The organism is Marinactinospora rubrisoli (assembly GCF_042664915.1).
Taxonomy (GTDB): Bacteria; Actinomycetota; Actinomycetes; order Streptosporangiales; family Streptosporangiaceae; genus Marinitenerispora; species Marinitenerispora rubrisoli.
This window is the reverse complement of record NZ_JBHTBH010000008.1, coordinates 213,164-231,183: the sequence shown is the minus strand read 5'-3', so window position 1 is coordinate 231,183 and position 18,020 is coordinate 213,164. Positions and strand designations below refer to the sequence as shown.

General features: G+C 73.2%; 17 protein-coding genes. 6 read left to right on the top strand and 11 right to left on the bottom strand.

Annotated elements, in window-relative coordinates; translation table 11 throughout:
• Positions 1–27: 27 nt before the first annotated feature.
• Both ACFQRF_RS18040 and ACFQRF_RS18035 read right to left on the bottom strand, forming a co-directional pair.
• Positions 28–1,272 carry a hypothetical protein gene (locus tag ACFQRF_RS18040; protein ID WP_379872279.1) on the bottom strand — a complete coding sequence of 415 codons (1,245 nt, stop codon included), beginning with the start codon at positions 1,270–1,272 and terminating at the stop codon, positions 28–30.
• A gap of 43 nt (positions 1,273–1,315) precedes the next feature.
• Complete coding sequence (locus ACFQRF_RS18035) at positions 1,316–3,304, bottom strand: acetoacetate--CoA ligase (protein ID WP_379872278.1); 1,989 nt, start codon at positions 3,302–3,304, stop codon at positions 1,316–1,318.
• 278 nt (positions 3,305–3,582) lie between these two features.
• Between ACFQRF_RS18035 and ACFQRF_RS18030 the strand changes: the two genes are divergently transcribed.
• Entirely contained in the window at positions 3,583–4,698 is a 1,116-nt protein-coding gene (locus tag ACFQRF_RS18030; protein ID WP_379872277.1) for an SGNH/GDSL hydrolase family protein, read from the top strand.
• A gap of 77 nt (positions 4,699–4,775) precedes the next feature.
• Here the strand turns inward: ACFQRF_RS18030 and era are convergent, their stop codons facing one another.
• The 6 genes from era to ACFQRF_RS18000 all read right to left on the bottom strand — a co-directional run bounded on the left by era (position 4,776) and on the right by ACFQRF_RS18000 (position 9,770).
• Positions 4,776–5,744: a GTPase Era gene (gene era / locus ACFQRF_RS18025; protein ID WP_379872276.1), complete on the bottom strand. Its 969-nt coding sequence runs from the start codon at positions 5,742–5,744 to the stop codon at positions 4,776–4,778.
• On the bottom strand, positions 5,741–6,127 hold the full coding sequence (locus ACFQRF_RS18020; protein WP_379872275.1) for a cytidine deaminase: 387 nt from the start codon (positions 6,125–6,127) through the stop codon (positions 5,741–5,743). The genes era and ACFQRF_RS18020 overlap by 4 nt, the downstream gene beginning before the upstream one ends.
• 30 nt (positions 6,128–6,157) lie before the next feature.
• Positions 6,158–7,597 (bottom strand): hemolysin family protein, encoded by a 1,440-nt coding sequence (locus ACFQRF_RS18015; RefSeq protein ID WP_379872274.1) that lies wholly within the window; start codon positions 7,595–7,597, stop codon positions 6,158–6,160.
• Positions 7,594–8,124, bottom strand: a complete 531-nt coding sequence (ybeY, locus tag ACFQRF_RS18010; protein WP_379872273.1) for an rRNA maturation RNase YbeY — start codon at positions 8,122–8,124, stop codon at positions 7,594–7,596. The genes ACFQRF_RS18015 and ybeY overlap by 4 nt, the downstream gene beginning before the upstream one ends.
• Before the next feature lie 70 nt (positions 8,125–8,194).
• Positions 8,195–9,244, bottom strand: a complete 1,050-nt coding sequence (locus ACFQRF_RS18005; RefSeq protein WP_379872272.1) for a PhoH family protein — start codon at positions 9,242–9,244, stop codon at positions 8,195–8,197.
• 175 nt (positions 9,245–9,419) lie between these two features.
• Complete coding sequence (locus ACFQRF_RS18000) at positions 9,420–9,770, bottom strand: histidine triad nucleotide-binding protein (RefSeq protein WP_379872391.1); 351 nt, start codon at positions 9,768–9,770, stop codon at positions 9,420–9,422.
• A 485-nt stretch (positions 9,771–10,255) separates the two neighbouring features.
• On the opposite strand from ACFQRF_RS18000, the gene ACFQRF_RS17995 reads away from it, so the two are divergent.
• Entirely contained in the window at positions 10,256–10,786 is a 531-nt protein-coding gene (locus tag ACFQRF_RS17995; protein ID WP_379872390.1) for a SigE family RNA polymerase sigma factor, read from the top strand.
• Positions 10,783–11,514 carry a hypothetical protein gene (locus tag ACFQRF_RS17990; protein WP_379872271.1) on the top strand — a complete coding sequence of 244 codons (732 nt, stop codon included), beginning with the start codon at positions 10,783–10,785 and terminating at the stop codon, positions 11,512–11,514. Before ACFQRF_RS17995 ends, ACFQRF_RS17990 begins: the two co-directional genes overlap by 4 nt.
• Positions 11,515–11,567: 53 nt before the next feature.
• On the opposite strand, the gene ACFQRF_RS17985 is transcribed toward ACFQRF_RS17990, so the two are convergent.
• The 3 genes from ACFQRF_RS17985 to hrcA all read right to left on the bottom strand — a co-directional run bounded on the left by ACFQRF_RS17985 (position 11,568) and on the right by hrcA (position 14,597).
• A complete protein-coding gene (locus ACFQRF_RS17985; RefSeq protein WP_379872270.1) occupies positions 11,568–12,320 on the bottom strand; it encodes a 16S rRNA (uracil(1498)-N(3))-methyltransferase in 753 nt (250 codons plus the stop codon).
• A 117-nt stretch (positions 12,321–12,437) separates the two neighbouring features.
• Positions 12,438–13,583 carry a molecular chaperone DnaJ gene (gene dnaJ / locus ACFQRF_RS17980; RefSeq protein ID WP_379872269.1) on the bottom strand — a complete coding sequence of 382 codons (1,146 nt, stop codon included), beginning with the start codon at positions 13,581–13,583 and terminating at the stop codon, positions 12,438–12,440.
• The gene (gene hrcA, locus ACFQRF_RS17975) at positions 13,584–14,597 is read right to left on the bottom strand and encodes a heat-inducible transcriptional repressor HrcA (RefSeq protein ID WP_379872268.1); all 1,014 of its coding nucleotides are present in this window, start codon (positions 14,595–14,597) and stop codon (positions 13,584–13,586) included.
• Positions 14,598–14,903: 306 nt separating this feature from the next.
• Here hrcA and ACFQRF_RS17970 point away from each other — a divergent pair, with 306 nt between their 5' ends.
• From ACFQRF_RS17970 to ACFQRF_RS17960, 3 genes are all read left to right on the top strand, one after another.
• Positions 14,904–15,746, top strand: coding sequence for a DUF3097 domain-containing protein (locus tag ACFQRF_RS17970; RefSeq protein ID WP_379872267.1), 843 nt, complete (start codon positions 14,904–14,906; stop codon positions 15,744–15,746).
• Between the two features lie 192 nt (positions 15,747–15,938).
• Positions 15,939–17,060, top strand: coding sequence for a DUF4870 domain-containing protein (locus ACFQRF_RS17965; RefSeq protein ID WP_379872266.1), 1,122 nt, complete (start codon positions 15,939–15,941; stop codon positions 17,058–17,060).
• A gap of 279 nt (positions 17,061–17,339) precedes the next feature.
• Positions 17,340–17,978 (top strand): DUF4870 domain-containing protein, encoded by a 639-nt coding sequence (locus ACFQRF_RS17960; RefSeq protein WP_379872265.1) that lies wholly within the window; start codon positions 17,340–17,342, stop codon positions 17,976–17,978.
• Positions 17,979–18,020 lie beyond the last annotated feature (42 nt).

Sequence of the window (18,020 nt, the reverse complement as noted above, 5' to 3'; positions counted from 1 at the left end):
CCTTCGGCGGGGCCGCACACACCGCGGTCACACCTCGTCGGCGGTGCGGGCGCGCTCCCGGTAGCGTGTGCGGATCGCGACGACGACCCCGCGCAGCGTCCCGACCAGCAGCGCCAGCAGTACCACGTTGACGAGGACCCCGACGAGGGTGACCAGCCACTCGGGGCCGACCGGCGCGAGCAGCCGTCCGATGGTGAGCATCGCGCCCCACAGTGCGGCGACGGCGCCCAGAGCCGCGACGACCCCGGCGGTGTACCCCGCCGCGGCCGGCCAGAGGGCGCGGCCGGGCACCCGGCGGTAGCCGGCGCCTCGGGGCAGGGCCAGCCCGATCGGGGTCGGCGGCGTCCGGACCTGGAGCAGACCCAGCCGCTGCTGATGTGGCTCGTCGAGCCAGAGCCGGCGCAGGCCGAGCCCGGTCGCCTCCGCGAACCGGCGCAGCTCGGACCGCGTCCATCCGTAGATCTCCACGTCCAGCAGCCGGACGCCGTCGCGCGTGACCAGACTGAGGTGCTCGCGCCTCAGCGGCTCGCCCGCCATTCCGTTGACGGTGCGGTAGCCGACCGTCTCACGGCAGAGCGCCAGGTCCGCGACCCCGTCCTTGCCACCGCGCGGCAGCCGCCAGGTGCGGCCTCGCGCGTCCGTGACGGACACGGTTTCGGCGTCGGCGGCCAGCGCGCCGTGGCGCAGCCACCGCCGCATCCTGCGGGGCGGCGGTCCACCGGACAGCGGCCGGCCGCTCGGACGGACCGTGACCGGGGCGTGCCGCCGGGCGGGGTCACGGGAGACCAGTACCTCTCGCCGCGGATACGGCACCGCGTGCCGCGCGCGCTGGTCCCGCGCCCAGGCACGCAGTTCGGGGACGGTCAGCCCCGCCTCGGTACGGGCCCCGCTCAGGCCGATGACCACCGGGTAGGCCAGCGGCGACGCGCACAGCACGAGCAACGCCCCGGCGACCGTGCCGCTGTGGTCGGTCAGCAGCGCCACCACCGTCACGGAGTAGGCCGCCACCGCGATCCCGGCCCATGTCCAGCGCGCGGCCACCCGCGCCCAGGCACGCCGCCGCACGGCCGGCGATCCCCCGGCCGCCGGCCACCAAACGAAGCCGCCGAGCAGCATGGCCCCGAGCGCCACCAGCATGACCACGGTGGCGGTGTCGCTGACCACGAGGTCGTGCTCCGAGGTGCGCGCCGCCACGACCGCGGACGCCACCGCGAGCAACGCGAGGGCCACCCGTGCCGCGCGGACCGCCCTGCGGGCGGCCCGCGGCTTCACGTCCGGTCTTCCGGCCACCGCGCCACCCCGCCGTTCCCGCTCTTCAGGACCCGGTGCCCTCCGCCGCGAGCCGGGCGAAGAAGTCCAGCGCCTCCGGGTTGGCCAGCGAGTCGCGGCTGGCGACCTTCTCCGGCTCCTGGCCCATGAGGATGCGCTTGACCGGGACCTCCAGGATCTTGCCGGAGAGCGTGCGCGGGACCGCCGCGATGGCGCGCACCCGGTCCGGGACGTGGCGCGGCGAGCAGTCCTCGCGGATCCGCCGGGCCAGGCGGCGGGTGAGGTCCTCGTCCAGGTCCTGGCCGGGACGCAGTACCACGAACAACTCGATCCGCGACCCGCCGTCCGGCTGCGGCACGTCCACCACCAGGGCGTCGACGACCTCGTCCAGCGCCAGCACCGCCCGGTAGATCTCGCTGGTGCCCATGCGGACGCCGCCCCGGTTGATGGTGGAGTCGGACCGGCCGTAGATGACCGCCGTGCCGCGTTCGGTGATCTCGATCCAGTCGCCGTGCCGCCAGACGCCGGGGTAGACGGCGAAGTAACTGTCCCGCAGCCGCTCGCCGTCCGTGTCGCCCCACAGGAAGAGCGGCATGGACGGCGACGGTTCGGTGACCACGAGTTCGCCGACCTCGCCGATCACCTCCCTGCCCTCGGGGTCCCAGGCGGCGACGGCCATGCCCAGGGACCGGGCCTGGATCTCGCCTTCGTACACCGGGAGGGTGGGCACCCCGCCGACCAGACAGCTGCACACGTCCGTGCCGCCGCTCGTGGAGAACAGCCACAGGCCGGGGCCGAACTCGCGGTAGCAGTAGGCGAACCCCTCCGGCGACAGCGGGGAGCCGGTCGACCCGATCGCGTGCAGCGCGGACAGGTCGCGCCCCTCGCCCGGGTGCACGCCGGCCTTCATGCACGACGCGAGGTATCCGGCGCTGGTGCCGAAGACGGTGATCCGGGCGCGCTCGGCCAGGTCCCACAGCGCGCCGAGATCGGGGTGTCCGGGGCTGCCGTCGTACAGGACGATGGAGGCGTCCGTCAGCAGCACGCTGACCAGGAAGTTCCACATCATCCACCCGGTGGTGGTGTACCAGAACACCCGGTCCTCGGCGTGGGCGTCCAGGTGCAGGTGCAGGTTCTTCAGCTGCTCCAGCAGGATGCCGCCGTGCCCGTGCACGATGGCCTTGGGCAGTCCGGTGGTCCCCGACGAGTACAGCACCCACAGCGGGTGGTCGAAGGGCACGGGTTCGAAGCGCAGCTCGGCGCCTTCGCCCGCCCGCTCCAGTTCGGCCCAGTCGAGCGCGCCCTCCACCGGCTCGTCGCGCAGGTACCCCAGGACGACGGTGTGCTCCAGCGTCGGGAGCCGGTCGCGCAGCGCGGCGATCACGTCGCGGCGGTCGAAGTCGCGTCCGCCGTAGCGGTAACCGTCCACCGCGAGCAGCACCTTCGGCTCGATCTGGGAGAACCGGTCGATCACGCTGCGCACCCCGAAATCGGGGGAACAGGACGACCACACCGCACCGATGGAGGCGCACGCGTAGAAGGCGGCGACCGCCTCGGCGATGTTCGGGAGGTAACCGACCACCCGATCGCCCGGCCGAACGCCGAGCTGGCGCAGGCCGGCGGCGATGGCGGCCGTGCGGCGCCGCAGCTCGCCCCACGTCCACTCGCCGAGCACCCGCAGCTCCGAGGCGTGCCGGATGGCCACGGCGTCGTCGTCCCGGTTCCGGAAGATGTGCCGCGCGTAGTTCAGCGTCGCACCCGGGAACCAGACGGCGCCGGGCATGGCGCGGTCGGCGAGGACCCGTTCGTAGGGCGTGTCCGCCTGGACGTCGAAGTAGTCCCAGATCGCGGACCAGAATCCGTCGAGGTCGGTGACCGACCAGCGCCACAGCGCGTCGTAATCCGCGGCACCGTCCACGGCGCCGTTCGTGTCCCGGTTCTCGCGGACCCAGCGCGCGAACGCGGTGATGTTGGCCCGCGCCCGCCGTTCGCCGTCGGGCTGCCAGAGCACGGGTGGCTGCGGCGATGGACTCATTCTCGCGCCCTCCTGAGATCCACGGGTGTGCGGCCCATTGAACAACAGCGGCCCTTTCGGGCGCGCCCCCGGGTGGCGGTAAGGCGTGACGCCGGCCACGTGACGGCGGCCACGCGCCGCGGAAGGGATGAGAGGTACGGTCCCGCCACCGTGCCCTTCGCCACTCCGCCGGGGCGGCGCACGGCGGGACCGGGCCGGACCGGTCCACGGATTCGCCGGATCCGCCGGGTAGCCTTGATCCGGCGCGGCTGGAGCGGGCAGAAAGGCGGAGCGGCGCAGTGCGGAAACCGGCGCTCGGCAGGCGGGGGCTCATCGTCGGCGTCATCGCCGCGATCCTGGTCATCGGTTCCGTGGCGGTGGTGGCGATCCCGAGCACCCGCATGGCGGTGCTGCTCGCCTGGTGCGACCTCACCGGAACCGGCTGCACACGGCCTCCGGACGGTCCGGCGGCTCCGCCGGAGGGCGAGGCCGACTGGCGGGTCTCGCTGTCGCCGGCGGAGGCCGCCACCTGGGGCAACTACTACGCGCTCGGCGACTCCTACTCCTCGGGCGACGGCGCGGACGACTACCTCTCGGGCACGGCCGTCGACGGGGGCTGCTGGCGGTCGGCCAACGCCTACCCGCACCTCATCGCGGACGGTCTTGACCTCGCCGGGGAGCTGGGCTTCGTCGCGTGCAGCGGCCAGCGCGGTCACGCGATGCTGGAGGCGCTCGGCGGCGCCGACTCCCAGCTCGACCGCGTCTCCCGCCACACCTCCCTGGTCACCATCGGCATCGGTGGCAACGATCTGGGCTTCACGTCCGTCCTGAAGGCGTGCATGCTGCGGGTGCCGCTGCTGGAGAGCGACGCCTGCATCGGCCAGGAGGCGGACATCGACGAGCGCATGCACGGATTCGAGTCGACCTTCGAGAACGTGCTCGCCGAGGTGCGCGACCGGGCGCCGGACGCGCGCGTCATCGTGGTCGGTTACCCGCGGCTGTTCACCGCGAAGCCCGACGGGATGTACTACACACTGACCCCCACGGACCAGACCTGGCTGAACACCACGATCCAGCGATTCAACCGGCAGGTCCGGGAGGCCGTGGCCGCGTTCGATGCCGAGATCGCCGAGGAAGGCCAGGTGGGCAGCGTGGAGTTCGTGGACGTCTACGACGTGCTGTCCGGCCACGAGGTGGGCGCCGAGGAACCCTGGGTCAACGGCGTGCTGCTGCGCGACCTGTCGGACGGGGTCACGCTCGACCGCAGCACCTTCCACCCCACGGCCGACGGCCAGCGCGCGGTGAGCGAGCGGGTCCGCGAACAGATCGACGCCGGCCCGGGGCGGCGGCTGTACGCCACCCGGGAGACGGTGCAGAACGCGAGCCCGGAGGTGCTGGCGGCGGAGGTGGACTGAGGGACGTTCCGGCGGCCGGGCGGCCGGTGCCCGCACGCCGATGACCCGGCGCCGGGCCGGACGCTGCGCACGGGCCGCTACACCTGCTGGTCGAACCCCAGCCGCCGCAACTGCTTCGGATCGCGCTGCCAGTCCTTGGCGACCCGGACCCGCAGGTCCAGGTACACCCGCTGCCCGAGCAGCGCCTCGATCTGCTGCCGCGCCCGCGTTCCCACGTCCCGCAGCCGACCGCCCTTCGTTCCGATGACGATCGCCTTCTGGCTGGGCCGCTCCACGTACAGCGACGCGTAGATGTCGGTGATCTCGCGACCCGGCCTGGTGTTCTCGCGGGGAGTCATCTCCTCCACCACCACCGCGATGGAGTGCGGCAGCTCGTCCCGGACCCCCTCCAGGGACGCCTCCCGGATCAGCTCCGCCACCAGCATCTCGTCCGGCTCGTCGGTGAGGTCGCCGTCCGGGTACAGCGGCGGCCCCTCGGGCAGGTGCCCGCACAGCACGTCGGTGAGCGTGTCCAGCTGGTACCCGCTGTTCGCCGAAACCGGCACGACGTCCGCCCATTCCCCCAGCCGGGAGACGGCGAGCAGCTGTTCGGTGAGCCGGGCGCGGTCCGTCTTGTCGGTCTTGGTGACGATCGCGACGACGGGGGTGTTCCGCTGCGCGGCGAGTTCCCGCGCGATGTAGGTGTCGCCCCGGCCGATGGGCTCGTCGGCGGGCACGCAGAAGCCGATCACGTCGACCTCGACCAGGGTGGAGCGCACCAGGCTGTCCAGCCGCTCCCCCAGCAGGGTCCGGGGCTTGTGCAGGCCGGGGGTGTCCACCACGATCAGCTGCGCGTCGGTCCGGTGCACGATGCCGCGCACGGTGCGGCGGGTGGTCTGCGGCCGGTTGCTGGTGATCGCCACCTTCTGGCCGACCAGCGCGTTCATCAGGGTCGACTTGCCCACGTTGGGCCGACCGACGAAGCAGGCGAAGCCGCTGCGGTAGCCCTCGGGGTGGCTGGGCATCGGGAGGGGCGTGCGCAGCCGCTCCAGGTCGAGGTCGCTCATGATGCCGGCTCGTCCGCCTGCCGCGCGCTGGTACGCAGCGCGGGGGTGCCGTCCGGGGCGACGAGCAGCACGGTGGGGGTGGCGAGGTCCCGGGCCACCGCGAGGTCGACGGCCGGGTGCTCGGCGGCCTCGGTGACGACGACGGCGGCCTCCAGGGTGCGCGCGCCGCTGGACACCGCGGCGGCCACGGCCGCCTGCAGGGCGCTCAGCTCAAGGGCGGGCAGCGCGACGGTCGTGGCGACATAGGTCCGCCCGGTCTCGTCGCGCACGGCGGCGCCCTCGGCGGCGGCGTTGCGGGCACGCGCGGAGCGGGCCAGGGTGATCAGCTTACCGTCCTCGGGGTCGATGTCCCGAGGGGCCTCGGCGCGGATCGGGTCGCTCACGTACTGCCTCTCTCTCGGTGTCGCGCGGCGTCAGGACGCTTCGCTGCTGGTCGTCGGGGACTCCGCGGGCGTGGACAGCCGCTCGACGATCACGGTGGCGGTGCGGTTGCGGCGCCCGGACGGGTCCTCGGCGGTGAGCCGCAGTCCGGCGTAGACGGCACGCGATCCGCTGATGGGCACCCGGCCGAGGGCGTAGGCGAGCAGTCCGCCCACCGTCTCCACGTCGATGTGCTCCAGGTCCAGGTCCACGTCGAACAGTTCGGCGAGTTCCCCGATGGGCAGCCGGGCGGTGACCCGGGCGCGGTCCTCGCCGAGCCGCTCGATGGGCGGTACCTCGTCGTCGTACTCGTCGGTGATCTCACCGACGATCTCCTCCACGATGTCCTCGATGGTGACCAGTCCGGCGGTGCCGCCGTACTCGTCGATCACGACCGCGACGTGGATCCGCTGCCGCTGCATGTCGCGCAGGAGTTCGTCGATGGGCTTGGAGTCCGGGACGTAGCTGGCCGGGCGCATGACGTCGCGCACGGTCCGCCCGGGGTCCGCGGCGGAGGTGGCACGGCCGCCATCGCCGCGGGTCGCGGGGGCGGTCCACTGGTCGTGCAGCCGGGCCGCCACGTCCTTGAGGTAGACGATGCCGACGACGTCGTCCTCGTCCGCGCCGGTGACCGGGATGCGGGAGAATCCGCTGCGCAGGGCCAGGGAGAGGGCGTCCTCGGTGGTGGCGTCGGAGTCGATGAACACGATGTCGGTGCGCGGCACCATGACCTCGCGGACGGAGGTGTCGTCGAGCTGGAAGACGGAGTGGATCATCTCCCGCTCGTCGGCGTCGATGACGTGACCGCGCTCGGCCAGGTCGACCAGGCGGCGCAGCTCGTCCTCCGAGGAGAACGGGCCCTCGCGCTCGCCCCTGCCACGGGGCGTGACGGCGCGGCCGAGCCGCACGAGGAGCTGGGCGAGCGGGCCGAGCAGCAGCGTCACCGGGCGCACGACTCCGGCGGCGGCGCGCGCCACGGTGTCGGGGAACTGCCGGCCGAGGATGCGGGGGGTGACCCCCACGAGCACGTACTCCGCCGGGATCATGACGAGCGCGGCGCAGAGCACCGCCGGCCAGCCGTAGCCGAACAGCGCGGCGAAGCCCACCACCAGCGCGAGCGCGGCGAGCACCTCGAAGGCGACGCGCAGCAGCAGCAGGGTGTTGAGGTGGCGGACGGGGTCGGCGGTCACGGCGGCCAGCCGGTGCGCGGACTTCGGCTCGCCGTCGGTGGGCTGGCGCCCGGGGACGGCCACGCCGACCGCCCGTGACAGTGCGACCTCGGCGGCGACGCAGCAGCCGGCGAGCAGCGCGAACAGGACCGCGCAGCCGAAGGCGACCGCGAGTCCGGCGATCTCCGGTCCCGCCACGGCGAGCCGCAGCGGGGCGTCGGCCAGTGCCGTCAGACCGGCCGGGCCGGTATGGCCAGCGCTCATCGGGACGTGTCTTCCCTTTCCTCATCGGTCCGTGCCTCGGCCCCTGACGGCCGCTGGGCGGGCTCGGCGGCGGCCGTCTGGAGCCGCCGCCAGGTGGCCAGCAGTTCGCCCTGCAGGCCGAACATCTCCCGGTGCTCGTCGGGTTCGGCGTGGTCGTAGCCGAGCAGGTGCAGGATGCCGTGCGTGCACAGCAGGTCGATCTCGTCCTGCGTGCTGTGCCCGGCCTTGCGCGCCTGCCGCTCGGCGACCTGCGGGCAGATGATCACGTCGCCGAGCATGCCCGGCTCGGAGGTGCGGCCCGGGCCGCCGGGGCGCAGCTCGTCCATGGGGAACGAGAGCACGTCGGTGGGGCCGGGCTCGTCCATCCACCGGACGTGCAGTTCGGTCATGGGCGCCTCGTCGACGAGCACGATGGACAGCTCGGCGAGCGGGTGGACCCGCATGGCGTCGAGGACGTGGCGGGCCAGCAGCGCCAGCCGTGTCTCGTCGGTGGGGACGCCGGACTCGTTCGCGACGTCAATGCTCATTGGATGGTGCGCCTTATCTTTCGTGTCTGCCGCCCGGCCCGCGGATGGGCGGTGCGGGTGCCGCCCGGGGTCAGGTGGCGGTGTCGGCGGACCCGTTGGACCGGGACCGCGGCGGCCGGTTCCGCGCGCCGTCGGGGCGCTGGCCGCGCTCGTGGTCGTAGCGCCCGTAGGCGTCCACGATCGCGCTCACCAGCTTGTGCCGGACGACGTCCTGACTGGTCAGCCTACAGAACGCGATGTCGTCGATGCCGTCGAGGATGCGCTCGATGGTGCCCAGGCCGCTGTCCTGGCCGCCCGGCAGGTCGACCTGGGTGATGTCTCCCGTGACCACGATCTTGGATCCGAAACCGAGCCGGGTGAGGAACATCTTCATCTGCTCGGGGGAGGTGTTCTGCGCCTCGTCGAGCAGGATGAAGGAGTCGTTGAGGGTGCGGCCCCGCATGTAGGCGAGCGGCGCGACCTCGATGGTCCCGGCCGCCATCAGCTTGGGGATGGAGTCGGGATCGAGCATGTCGTGCAGCGCGTCGTAGAGCGGGCGCAGGTACGGGTCGATCTTCTCGTAGAGGGTGCCCGGGAGGAACCCGAGCCGCTCGCCGGCCTCGACGGCGGGCCGGGTGAGGATGATCCGGTTCACCTGCTTGGCCTGCAGGGCCTTGACCGCCTTGGCCATCGCCAGGTAGGTCTTGCCGGTGCCGGCCGGGCCGATCCCGAAGACGATGGTGTGCCGGTCGATCTGGTCGACATAGCGCTTCTGGTTCAGCGTCTTGGGCCGGATGGTGCGGCCGCGCGCCGACAGGATGTTCATCGTGAGGACGTCCGCGGGCCGCTCGCCGGCACCGGGTGCGCGGAGCATGCCGAGGGCGTGGTCGATGGCGTCGGGCGTGACCGGGGTGCCGTTCTGGACGAGTTCCAGCAGTTCCTCGATGAGCCGCACTACCAGCGACGTCTCCTCGGGGCTGCCGCTGATGGTGATCTCGTTGCCGCGCACGTGGATGTCGCTGTCGAACGAACGCTCCACGACCCGCAGCAGCTCGTCACGTGATCCCAGCAGGTTCACCATCATGTGCTCTTCGGGCACGACGACCTTGACCTGCGTGCTTTGTCTCGTTGATTCGACCATGATGTGGCCTTGCGGCCGTCTCGCCCCTGCCTTTCGAGGTCTCGTTGGCCCGCGCGTGCACCGCGGACGCCGGTGTGCCGGGGTCGCCACGTCGACGATGCCGGTTATGACGGGAATTCTAGCAAGTTGCCCCATATCAGCCCGAGGTTTTCCGCCCCACGGGCGCGCGTCGCCGTCACCCCGGCGGCCACTCCAGCCCGCGGCCGGCGAGCAGGTGGCCGTGGAGGTGGAAGACGGTCTGCCCGGCGCCGGTCCCGGTGTTGAACACCAGCCGGTACCCGTTGCCGGCCACACCGTCCGCCCGGGCGATCTCCTCGGCCTCGGCGGCGATCTCGTCCAGCAGCCCCTGCCGGGCGCGGCCCGCCGTCGCGGCGTCGGGGAAGTGGTCCCGGGGAATGATGAGCACGTGGGTGGGCGCCTGCGGGTTGATGTCGCGGAAGGCGACGGTGCGCTCTCCCTCGCGGACGATCTCGGCGGGCACCTCCCCCGCCGCGATCTTGCAGAACAGGCAGTCGGGCTCACGCAGGGCCACCGGTGTCCCCTTCCCTCACTTCTCGCACGTCACCTCGAACCATCCCACCATGATGCCGGAGCCGACGCGCGGGTTCCGCACGGAAAACGGCCGCCGGGCCCGTGGCGGGCGGAACCGCCGGCTCGCCAACGGCGCTCTCGGGCGTCGCCGGTGCCCCGACCTCCCCCTTTCCGCATGGAGGCGCGCCGCCCTCTGTTCGCCCCCGATCATGAGGACTCCGGTTCGCCGCGGAACCGGGCAACGATTGGACCTATGGGGCTATCCTGTTACTTCGCGTGACGTCTCCCGGACCGCCCCTTTTACGGAGACCACTGCCCCTGTCACGCAGAGCACGAGGTCACACCACACTGCACGAGGCCGGGGACGCCCGCTTCCCCTCCCCGGTCAGGCGTCGGACCCCACGACGGAGCGAGAAGAACGGTATGCCCTTTCGTAAACCCGGCGGCAAGGGCGCGCGTCCTACCGACGTGACTGAAACCATGGTGGCGGATGCCCCCGCGACGACGGTGTCGGTCGGGTGGGACGCCGACCAGGCGGTGACGCAGCTGTACAGCGCGCACTACCGACCGCTGGTCCGGCTCGCGGCGCTGCTCGTCCGGGACTTCGCGACGGCTGAGGAGGTCGTCCAGGACGCGTTCGTCGCCATGCACGGCGCCTGGCGACGGCTGCGGGACCCGAACAAGGCGCTCTCCTACCTGCGCCAGTCGGTGGTGAACCGGGCCCGTTCCGTGCTGCGGCACCGGGCGGTGGTGGAGAAGCACGCGCCCAAGGCGCTGCCCGACGCGCCCAGCGCGGAGCACGGTGCCCTGGGCGAACTGGAGCGCGCCGCGGTCATCGAGGCACTGCGCAAGCTGCCCACCCGGCAGCGGGAGGCCATCGTGCTCCGCTACTACGCAGACCTTTCCGAGGCTCAGATCGCCGACGCCATGGGCATCAGTCGCGGCGCCGTCAAGAGCCACACGGCGCGCGGAATCGCCGCGCTCCGCTCGGTTCTGGAGCGAACGACATGACCGATCCAATCGACGACGAACTGGAACAGCGGCTTCGCGACGCACTGCGCGCCGAAGCCGGGGCCGTACAGCCGTCACCCGCCGCGCTCGATCGCATCCGGGCCCGTACGGAGCGCGCCCGCCCGTTCTGGCTGGGCGGATTCTGGCTGCGCCCGAGTCTCGCGGTGGGCGCCGCCGCGCTGATCGTCGGCTCCGTCCTGCTCGGCACGCCGCAACTGCGCGAGCAGGTGCTGCCCGACTCCCTGACCACGGCTTCGGAGGACGACGCCCAGTCGCCCGGATCCGGTCCGGCGAACGCGGGCGACCATCTGGAGGAGCCGTCCGCCACCGACGACGACCCCGACCGCCCCGCCGGGCCGCGGACCTCGCCCACCCCCGAGGCCGAGAGCGGCGATCCGCTCAGCGGCACCGGGGCCACCCCGATGTGCCTCGGCCCGGCGCCGAGCCCCACGGCCGAGCGCAGCCCCTCGGCGTCCCCCGACCTCGACGCCGAGGACGAGGAGGCGCCGGCCGGGCCGGGCTGCGTCCCGTCACCGCAGCCCTCCTCGCCCGACGACGACGGAGCGGGCGACGGCGACCCGAGCGGGGAGCATCCGGGCGGCGACGGTGAGGAGACCGAGCCGGGCGGCGGCACCACCACGCCGGCCCCGGACGCGCCGGACGACCCCAGCGCCCCGCCCGCGGAGGGCAGCGACACCGCGAGCGGCCCCACGGCGCCCGTGCACTGACCCGGCGCGCCCCGTGCGTCAGGCGGCGCGCCCACCGCCGCGGGCTCCGGCGGTCACCAGCGCCCGCAGCGGGCCTGCAGCACGGAGAGGGCGGCCACGCCCGCGGTCGAGGTGCGCAGCACGCTCGGGCCGAGCAGTGCGCGCACGGCGCCCGCGCGGTCGAACGCCGTCAGTTCGGTGTCGGTGAAGCCGCCCTCGGGGCCCACCACCAGCACGATCTCGCCCCCGGTCCCGCCGGGGGTCACGGCCTCGGGCAGCGGCAAGGCGGACAGCCGCTGGTCGGTCTCCTCGTGCAGCACGATGCCGACGGCCGCGGCACCGAGCAGCTCGGCGACCTCGGCGGTGGCCGCGGGCTCGGCGACCTCGGGGACCCGGCTGCGCCGCGCCTGCTTCGCCGCCTCGCGCGCGGCCGAACGCCACCGGCCCAGCGCCTTGGCGGCCCGGTCCGGCTTCCAGCGGGTGACACAGCGCTCGGCCGGCCACGGCACGATCGCGTCCACCCCCGCCTCGGTCATGACCTCCACCGCGAGTTCACCGCGGTCGCCCTTGGGCAGCGCCTGCACCACCGTCAGCCGCGGGGCGGGCGCCGGTTCGTGCCGCCGCTCCTCGACGGCGAGCGCGACGGTGTCCCGGCCCACGTCGGTGACCACGCACCGTGCCCGCGTCCCGTCACCGTCGGCCAGATCGACACGCTCGCCCACCCTCAGCCGCCGAACGGTCGCGGCGTGCCGGCCCTCGGGGCCGGCGAGCACCACCCGGTCGTGGTCGAGATCGCCGGAGCCTGTCAGGAAAACCGGGGGTGTCATCTGCTCTCCGTGGGTTCTGCCGCCCTCACGGGCGACGGCCGGACCCGGCACGCCCGGCGGGGGCGGCGGATCCGGCCGTGGCCGGGTCGGTCGGGACGGGACGGCGTGCGGTCGGCCTCACCGCGAGCCGTTGAAGGCGTCGCGCAGCCGTGAGAAGAAGTTTCCGTGCCCCGGGCTGAACTTGCCGGGCGGGTGGTCCTCGCCGCGCAGCTCCGCGAACTTGCGCAGCAACGCCTCCTGTTCCTCGTCGAGCTTGCTGGGGGTCTCGACGTTGACCCGGATCAGCAGGTCGCCGCGCCCCGGCGCGTTGAGGTGCCGGGTGCCGCGCCCGTCCAGGGTGATCACGTGGCCGGAGTTGGTGCCCGGCCGCAGGTCGATCTCCTCGGTGCCGTCGAGCGTCTCGATGGTCAGCGACGCGCCCAGGGCCGCCGCCGTCATGGGAACGGCGACGGTGCAGTGCAGGTCGTCGCCGCGGCGCTCGAACAGCGGATGCGGACGCTGCACCACCTCCAGGAAGATGTCGCCGCGCGGGCCGCCGTTGGGGCCGATCTCGCCCTCGCCGGCCAGCTGGATCTGCGTGCCGTCCTCGACGCCCGCCGGGATCTGCACCTTGCGGGTGACGGTCTCGCGCACCCGTCCCTCCCCGGCGCAGTCCGGGCAGGGGTTGCGGATGACGGTGCCCTGTCCGGCGCACTGGGGGCAGGGCCGGGTCGTCATGACCTGGCCGAGGAACGAACGCGCGACCTCGGAGATCTCACCGCGGCCCGAGCACATGTCGCAGGTCTCGCGGTGACTGCCCTTGGCGGTGCCCTCACCCTGACAGGTGTCGCACAGCACGGCCGTGGGGAACGTGACGTCCTTGGTGACGCCGAACGCGGTCTCGGCGAGGTCGAGCTCGATGCGCACCTTGATGCTGCGCCCGCGCCGCGCCCGGTCGCGGGCGCCGCGCCGGCCGGTGGCTCCCCCGCCGAAGAAGGCGTTCACGATGTCGTCGAACGGGAACCCGGCGTTGCCGAACCCGCCGGGGCCGCCGCCGGCGCCCGCCGGGGCGAACGGGTCCACGCCCATGTCGTACATCCGGCGCTTCTCCGGGTCGGAGAGCACCTCGTACGCCTGGGTGACCTCCTTGAAGCGTTCCTGGGTGACCGGATCGGGGTTGACGTCGGGGTGGAGTTCGCGCGCCAGGCGGCGGTATGCCTTCTTGACCTCGTCCTTGGACGCGTCGCGACGCACCCCGAGGATCTCGTAGTAGTCCCTGGACACTTACTGCCCCGCCAAGATCTGACCGACGTATCTTGCCACTGCGCGTACCGCTCCCATCGTTCCCGGGTAGTCCATTCGAGTCGGGCCGACCACACCCAGTTTCGCCAGCGACCGGTCGCCGATGCCGTAACCCGCTGACACGATCGAGGTCGACTGCAGGCCCTCGTGGGAGTTCTCCGCGCCGATGCGGACCGTGAGCATGGAAGGATCCCCGGCCTCACCCAGCAAACGGATGAGAACCACGTTTTCTTCCAGTGCCTCCAGCACACCGCGGAGGCTGGCCGAGAAGTCCACGGCGGCGAGGTTGGCGGTTCCGCCGAGCACGATCTTCTCCTCGTGCTTCTCCACGAGGCTCTCCAGCAGCACCGACAGCACCGACGCGGCCAGTACCCGGTCCTCGGCGGGCAGCCGCCCCGGCAGATCGGAGACCGCCGGGGGCACGTCGGTCAGCCATCTGCCGACCAGCGCCTGGTTGAGCACCGTGCGCAGGTTCTCGACCGAGTCGTCGGTGACCCGGTCGAGACCGTCGATGACCCGCTGTTCGACGCGGCCGGTGTTGGTGATGAGGACCATCATGACCCGCTGCTGCCCGAGCGGCACGAGTTCGACGTGCTGCACGGAGGACCGGGTCAGCGACGGGTACTGCACGATGGCGACCTGACGGGTCAGCTGCGCCAGCAGACGGACCGTGCGGCCTACGATCTCGTCGAGGTCGACGGCGCCGGAGAGGAAGGTCTCGATCGCCCGGCGTTCGGCGGCGGACAGGGGTTTCACCGTGGACAGCCGGTCGACGAAGAGCCGGTAGCCCTTGTCGGTGGGCACCCGGCCCGCGCTCGTGTGCGGTTGGGCGATGTAGCCCTCTTCCTCCAGGGCCACCATGTCGTTGCGGATGGTCGCAGGCGAGACACCGAGGCCGTGCCGGTCGACAAGCGCCTTCGACCCCACCGGCTCGTTCGTGGACACGTAGTCCTCGACGATGGCACGCAGCACCGCGAGTTTTCGGTCGTCGAGCACGCGCTCACCTCCTGGCACTCCGTGGTCTTAAGTGCTAATTCTATGCGGCTCCGTCGACGCGGTCCCCCTCCTGGCGGCCGAGGCCTCGCCGAATGGTGTTCCCCGTAAACGGGGGTTCGTCTCGTCGCGGGCCGCCCGAGACGGGGGAAAGGACCGGAATCCGGGTCGGCTGATCCTTTCACGGCCGACCGACGGCCCCGATTCGGCGAGATCACGAGCCCATGACGATCCGCGCGTCCGGCGCCCGTCCGGCTCCGGTCGCCGCCGCGCCGGCACCGCCGCCCTACATCAGTACAATCGCGGGCCGTGGGTACTGACTCCGGCGGCAGGTACGGCCGCGACGTCCTCGCCGGCGACTGGCGGCGGCCGCGCAGAGGCCGGGTCCGCGAGGTCCCGGCCGAGCACGGGCTGGTGGTGGAGTCCGCGGACGAGGCTTTCTGCGGCGCGGTCGTGGGTGTGGACAAGGCCACGGTGACGCTGGAGGACCGGCACGGCCGGCACCGAGTCTTCGATCTGGCCCCGGCGGCGTTCCTGGTCGACGGCGAGCCGGTCACCCTCGTCCGGCCGGCTCCCTCGGCGCCGTCCGGGCCGGTGCGCAGCGCCTCCGGGTCGATCGCGGTCCGCGGGCTGCGCTCGCGGGTGGCCCGGGAGAGCCGCATCTACGTCGAGGGCCTGCACGACGCCGAGCTGGTGGAGCGCGTCTGGGGCCACGACCTGCGGGTGGAGGGGGTCGTGGTGGAGTACCTGGAGGGCGTGGACCGTCTTCCGGAACTCGTCGCGGACTTCGCCCCCGGTCCGCAGCGGCGGCTCGGCGTCCTGGTGGACCACCTGGTCCCCGGCTCCAAGGAGAGCCGGATCGCCGGGCGGGTCGCGTCACCGAACGTGCTGGTGCTCGGCCACCCGTTCGTGGACGTGTGGGCCGCGGTGAAGCCGGCCGCGGTGGGGATCGCCGCCTGGCCGGACGTGCCCCGCGGAGTGCCGTGGAAGGAGGGCGTCGTCGCGGCGCTCGGCTGGCCCGCGGACACCGGCGCGGCGTGGCGGCGCATCCTCGGATCGGTGCGTTCTTTCACGGATCTGGAACCGGAGCTGCTGGGACGCGTCGAAGAACTGATCGACTTCGTCACCGCCGCGCACGCGGACGGAGGTTAGGGTCGGTCTGATGGGTCGTTTCCACGGCGGACGGCGCCGCCGGAGCGCGCCGGCCCATCGGGCGGCCCGATGCGCCGGCGAGGCGACTCGCGCGGGCGGGCCGCCGCCCGGGCGGGCTTTCGCCGCGCCCGCCCGCGGAGAGCGTCCGCACGCTACTCCGCCCGATCGCAACCGGCACAGCCAAGGGACAGCATGAGCGAGACACCGCCCAACCAGCCATCGCCCCAGGAACCGCCCACGGGCGGCCAGCCCGGCTACGGGCGGGCGGACGCCGGTGGCCCGCCCGGCGCCTCGTGGCCCGCACCCGGGGAGCCGGCCGGCCACCCGGATCGGCCGCGGGGCGGGTATCCCTCCGACGCGCCGCCGCCCCCGGCGGGCCCGCCCACCGGCGGGCAGCCGGCGCATCCGGGACACCACCCGCCGGCCGCTCAGCCGCCCGGCTACGGGTACGGCCAGCCGACGGGCGAGCAGCGAGGGTACTCCGCTCCCCAGCCGCCCGGCCCCGGCTACGGCCGGCCCACGGGCGAGCAGCCGGCGTACCCCACTCCGCAGCCACCGGCGGGTTACGGCCGGCCGGCTCCCCCGTTCCAGGCCGAACACGAACAGTCCGGTACCGGCCGGCCCGGGTTCCCCCCGCCTAGCGGGCAGCCGGGGTATCCGGGACGGCCGCACTACGCGGGACACCCCGGCACCGGCCCACAGCCCGGTCACGCCTGGCCCACCGGCGAGCAGCCGCAGCCGCCGCGCGCGGGCGGGTACGCCGAGCCGGGCGACCGGCCGGGGCACGCCCGCTCCACCGGGGAGCAGCCCGCCCAGACCGGCTACCCCGGGCCGGGCTTCGGCGGGCCGGGCGGGTATCCGCCGCAGGCCGCCGGCCCGCAGTCCTACCCGCCGGCGGGGGCTCCGCAGCCGGCCGCGGGTCCGCAGCAGCCGACGGAGGGCGGTGCCGACGAGATCACCTGGTCGATGATCGCGCACCTGTCGGGGGTGATCATGGGCTGCGCCGGCTGGCTTCCCGCGCTGGTGGTGTACCTGCTCAGGCGCGGCCGGCCCGGCCCGTCCGGGCAGCGGTCCTTCGTCCGCCACCACGCCGCCGAGGCGCTGAACTTCCAGCTCACGCTGGTGGTGCCCTACCTCGTCATGTGGGCGGTGTACATCGGGCTGGGCATGTACGCCTACACGTGGTCCTGGATCGGGTCCCTGCTGATCGTCGCGGTGTGGCTGGTCTCGATCGTGCTGGGGATCCTCGCCGCGGTCGGGGTGACGCGGGGGCGCTGGTACCGCTACCCGGTGGCGGTGCGCCTCGTGAGGTGACCGCCGCGCACCGTCGCGCGGGGTGGAACCGCCGAACGGCCGGCGCCGTCCGATTCCTGGACGGCACCGGCCGTTCGCGTACCGTGACGTCGCGCGGGTAGGTTCGACAGCACATCACCACACGGACCACGGCCGGGGGTGTCGGTGGGAGCGGTCGCGCCGCGTCCGCACGGCCTTCCCCGACCGCCCCGCAGACGAGGGGCCGGCGGCCCGTCCGGTGGATCATCCGCCTCCGTACGTCCGTGCTCGACCGCGCGGGCAGGAACAACGAGGAAGAGCATGAGCAACCCCTACCCTCAGCCGCCCTACGACGGTGGCCAAGGCCAGCACGGCTACCCCGGGGGCTACGGCCCGCCCCCCGGCGGCGGCCCCTCCTACGGCGCCCCGCAGACCGGCGGGCAGCCCGGGTACGGCCAGCAGCCCCAGACGGGAGGACAGCCCGGTTACGGCCAGCAGCAGCCGACCGGCGGGCAGCCGGGGTACGGCCAGCAGCCCTACGGCCAGCCGCCCGCGCCCGCCCCCTACGGCCAGCAGGGATACGGACAGCAGGGGTACGGCCAGGACTACGCCCAGCAGGGTGAGAATCCCCGGCCCCGGCCGGGCACCGACGACCAGATGTACGCGCTCATGGCGCACGTCGGTGGCATCATCCTGGGCTTCGTCGCGCCCCTCATCGTCTTCATCATGAAGAAGGACGAATCGCCGTGGGTGCGCGCGCACGCGGTCGAGGCCCTGAACTTCCAGATCACCATGGCGATCGGGCTCGTGGTCTCCGGGTTCCTGATGATCGTGTTCATCGGGATCCTGACGTTCCTCGCGGTCTACGTGGCGATCATCGTCTTCGCGATCATGGCCACGATGGCGGCCAACCGCGGCGAGCTGTACCGCTATCCGATGAGCATCCGGATGGTGAAGTAACCCGGCGTGCCGGGTGGGCCGGCCGTGCCGGCTCACCCCGCA